Genomic DNA, 3,606 nt, shown 5'->3' with positions numbered 1-3,606 from the left:
CGAAGGAGTTCGGCTCGTAGTTCTTCGCGCCGCCGTGCCGGCCGTCGTACATCACGCCTCCGTGACGATGATCGCGTTGGCCGCCATGTCCCACACCGACAGCTCCGGTTCGGCGCACAGGTCCACCGACCCCTCGGCGACCATCATGTACGGCCAGAAGTCGCCGTACGCCCGGGTCCGCCACACCTTGCGGGACAGTTCCAGGAAGCTGCCGAGCTTCCCGCGCTCCTGCCAGCCGGTCAGCGACGAGTACGCGAACGAGGCGTCCGCGGCGTCCGCGACCTGCGACACCCGGATCCGGGTGGCCGAGGTCAGCCCGCGCCCGGTGAACGCGCCGGCGCCCAGCGCCGCCCACCAGCGCCGGTGCAGCGCCGGCGCCGAGACGACCCCGACGACGGGGCGCTCCGTACCGTCCCCGTCCTGTTCCAGCAGCGCGATCAGCGTGGCCCACACCGGCACGCCGCGCACATAGTTCTTGGTGCCGTCGATCGGGTCGACGACCCAGCGCCGTCCGGTGCCGCCGCCCTGCGTGGTGCCGTACTCCTCGCCCAGCACCGTGTCCCGGGGCCTGGCCCGGCCCAGCTGGGAGCGGATCAGCTCCTCCACCGCCCGGTCCGCCTCGGTGACCGGCGTCATATCGGGTTTGGTGGCCACCTGGAGGTCGATCGCCTTGAACCGGTCCATGGTGAGCGCGTCGGCGGCGTCCGCCAGCACATGGGCCAGCCGCAGATCGTCGTGGTAGTCGGCCATGGGCACCAGTATCCCCGGCCGGTCAGTACGCCCGGCTCTCCCCCCGGTCGCGCAGCAGCCACAGACCGGTGCCGGCGGCGAGCACGGTCAGCCCCGAGACGATGTTCAGCAGGAGCCGGAGCGGGCCGTCGGACAGCACGAGGCTGACGACCGGGTTGACGATCAGGGCGAGGGAAAAGACGCACCACAGCAGTGACTTCATACCCGCCAGTCTGCTGCGCGCGGCCGGGCGTGCCGACCCGGCGGACCCCCCGGTCGATGGTGTAGACAGCTCCACCGTGCCGGGCCCGGCCGCTCGCCTACGCTGTCCGGGTGCGCGAGCTGCTCGAATCGACCTGGCGGGCCACGATCCAGCTGCTGATCGGCGGCGCGATCGGGCTGCTGTGCTATCTGCTGGTCGGTCTCGCGGCCACAGCCGCCGCCGTCTCCCTGCTGGTGATCGGGGCTGCCGCGCTGCCCGAGTTCGTGCTGCTGGTGCGCGCCGTCGCCGGCTACGAGCGGCGGCGCAGCGCCGCCTGGAGCGGTATCCCGGTCCCCGAGCACTACCCGCCGCTGACCGGCGGCCTGTTCCAGCGGGTGCGGGTCGCGGTCACCGACCCCAGCACGCACCGCGATCTGCGCTGGGTGGGCGCCCAACTGGTGTACGGGCTGGGGCTGATGTGCGTGGCCTTGATCCTGTGGTCGGTCGGGCCGCTGGTGGACGGCGTCTGGCACGGGCTGCGCCGCCCGGCGGTGGTGCTGCCGCTGATCGGCCGGCTCGCCGACCTCCAGGCGAGCTGGTCGCGGACGCTGCTGCTGCCCTCCCCCGCGGCGCGGCTCGCGGAGCGGGTCGAGGAGCTGACCGCCACGCGCGCCGGCGCGATCACGGCGCACGGCGCCGAACTGCGCCGGATCGAACGCGACCTGCACGACGGCGCGCAGGCGCGCCTGGTGGCGCTGTCCATGCGGCTGGGGCTCGCCCGGCGCGCGTACGAGCGCGACCCGGAGACGGCGCGCCGGCTGCTGGACGAGGCGCAGGACCAGGCCGAGGAGGCACTGGGCGAACTGCGGCACGTGGTGCGCGGCATCCACCCGCCGGTGCTCACCGACCGGGGACTGGCCGGCGCGGTCCGGGCGCTGGCGGCGGGCAGCGGCCTGGAGGTGGCCGTCACCGTCGCACCGGAGATCGAGACCGGGCCGCGCGCCCCGGCCGCCGTGGAGACCGCCGCCTACTTCGTGGTCGCCGAGTCGCTGACCAACGCCGCCCGGCACAGCGGCGCGGACCACGCCACCGTGGACATCGGCCGCGACGCGCGCGAGGCCGGCGCGCTGCGGGTCCGGGTCGCCGACAGCGGGCGCGGCGGCGCGGACGAGACGCGCGGCAGCGGCCTGACCGGCATCCGCCGCCGGGTGGCCGCCCTGGACGGGACCGTCGACGTGTCCTCCCCGCCCGGGGGGCCGACCGTGATCGAAGTGGAGCTGCCGTGCGTGTGGTGATCGCCGAGGACAACGCCCTGCTGCGGGAGGGGCTGGTCCTGCTGCTGCGTTCGGCGGGCCACGAGGTGGCCGCGGTGGCGAGCACCGGGCCCGAGGTGCTGCCGCTGCTGCTGGACCACCGCCCGGACGCGGCGGTGCTGGACGTACGGCTGCCGCCCGGCTTCCGCGACGAGGGGCTGCGGGCGGCGCTCGCCGCGCGCGAGCAGCTTCCGGGGCTGCCGGTGCTGGTGCTCTCCCAGTACGTGGAACAGACCTACGCCGCCGAACTCCTCGGCGGCGGGGCGCGCGGCGTGGGCTACCTGCTGAAGGACCGGGTGGGCCGGGTGGACGACTTCCTCGACGCCCTGGACCGGGTGGTGGCCGGCGGCACCGTCCTGGACCCGGAGGTCGTCACCGAGCTGATGTCCCGGCAGCGGCGCGGCGATCCGCTGGGCGCGCTGACCCCGCGCGAGCGCGAGGTGCTGCGGCTGATGGCCGAGGGCCACGACAACGCGACGATCGCCGCGGCCCTCGTCATCACCGAGCGGTCGGTCCACAAGCACATCGGGAACGTCTTCCTGAAGCTCGGCCTGCCGCCCACCGACACCGGTCACCGCCGGGTCCGCGCGGTGCTGGCCTACCTCAACGCCTGAGCGCGGGCAGCAGCGACCCGGCGGCGGTGGTGAGGACGACGGCCGCCACCAGGGCCGCCGCCTGCCCCGGCGGCAGCCAGGGCAGGGTGTGCAGGGTCGCCCAGCTGAACGCCGTCAGCGGCAGCACGGCCACGGCGGCGCCGAGCAGCAGCCCGGTGACCGCCACCACGGCGGCCTCGGCGGCCAGCATGGCGCCCATCTGGCCGCGTCCGGCGCCCACCCGGCGCAGCAGCGCCCGTTCGGGGCGGCGGCCGACCGCGATCACGGTGAGGGTGGAGTGCACCGCGAGCAGCCCGAGGACGCCGATCGCGGCCACGGCGGCGGTGGAGAGGCGGCGTTCCAGGTCCTGCGCGGGGGCGGGCGGGGCGTCCGGATCGCTGACGTGCGGGGCGAGTTGCCCCCGGTCCAGGAGGAACGCGCCGAGGGCGAGGGAGCGTTCGTACACGGCCACCACCCGCAGCCGCGCCTCGGTGCCGTCGCCGTACCGGAGCGTGAGGGTGTCCCCGACGCCCGCGCCCAGGACGCGGGCCGCTTCGGCGCCGACGGCCACGGTGCCGGGGCCGAGCGCGGCGAGATCACCGGCGCGGACGCCGGGGTCGAGAACGCGCAGGTCCGCGGCGGTGACGCCGAGGGCGGGGAACCGGTCGATGACGGGTTCGCCGAGTTCGCTGCGGGTGGTCAGGACGGTGGTGGCCGGCGCCCCCTCCGCGCTCCCGGCGGCCCGGACCTGCTGCGCGGTGGCGTGGGC

The 3,606-nt window shown here is 75.6% G+C and carries 5 protein-coding genes; 2 read left to right on the top strand and 3 right to left on the bottom strand.

Annotated features, from left to right (window positions below; genetic code table 11):
* Window positions 1-51: 51 nt before the first annotated feature.
* Complete coding sequence (locus tag ACFV5N_RS25860) at window positions 52-750, bottom strand: inositol monophosphatase family protein (protein ID WP_385604373.1); 699 nt, start codon at window positions 748-750, stop codon at window positions 52-54.
* A 22-nt stretch (window positions 751-772) separates the two neighbouring features.
* Window positions 773-952 (bottom strand): hypothetical protein, encoded by a 180-nt coding sequence (locus ACFV5N_RS25855; RefSeq protein WP_385604371.1) that lies wholly within the window; start codon window positions 950-952, stop codon window positions 773-775.
* A 110-nt stretch (window positions 953-1,062) separates the two neighbouring features.
* Between ACFV5N_RS25855 and ACFV5N_RS25850 the strand changes: the two genes are divergently transcribed.
* Window positions 1,063-2,226, top strand: coding sequence for a sensor histidine kinase (locus ACFV5N_RS25850; protein ID WP_385604369.1), 1,164 nt, complete (start codon window positions 1,063-1,065; stop codon window positions 2,224-2,226).
* Window positions 2,214-2,858 (top strand): LuxR C-terminal-related transcriptional regulator, encoded by a 645-nt coding sequence (locus tag ACFV5N_RS25845; RefSeq protein ID WP_385604366.1) that lies wholly within the window; start codon window positions 2,214-2,216, stop codon window positions 2,856-2,858. The genes ACFV5N_RS25850 and ACFV5N_RS25845 overlap by 13 nt, the downstream gene beginning before the upstream one ends.
* Here ACFV5N_RS25845 and ACFV5N_RS25840 read toward each other — a convergent pair.
* A partial coding sequence (locus ACFV5N_RS25840) for an FtsX-like permease family protein (RefSeq protein WP_385604364.1) occupies window positions 2,848-3,606 on the bottom strand: 759 nt, incomplete at its 5' end. The genes ACFV5N_RS25845 and ACFV5N_RS25840 overlap by 11 nt on opposite strands.

The sequence above is a fragment of the Streptomyces sp. NPDC059853 genome (genome assembly GCF_042731495.1).
In the GTDB taxonomy this organism is placed as follows: Bacteria; Actinomycetota; Actinomycetes; order Streptomycetales; family Streptomycetaceae; genus Streptomyces.
Note: the sequence above shows the minus strand (reverse complement) of the source record. Positions and strands in the feature narration are given on the sequence as shown.

Coding starts and splice junctions, on each gene's coding strand:
- ACFV5N_RS25860 (WP_385604373.1), bottom strand. CDS start 750: ATGGCCGACTACCACGACGATCTGCGGCTGGCCCATGTGCTGGCGGAC.
- ACFV5N_RS25855 (WP_385604371.1), bottom strand. CDS start 952: ATGAAGTCACTGCTGTGGTGCGTCTTTTCCCTCGCCCTGATCGTCAAC.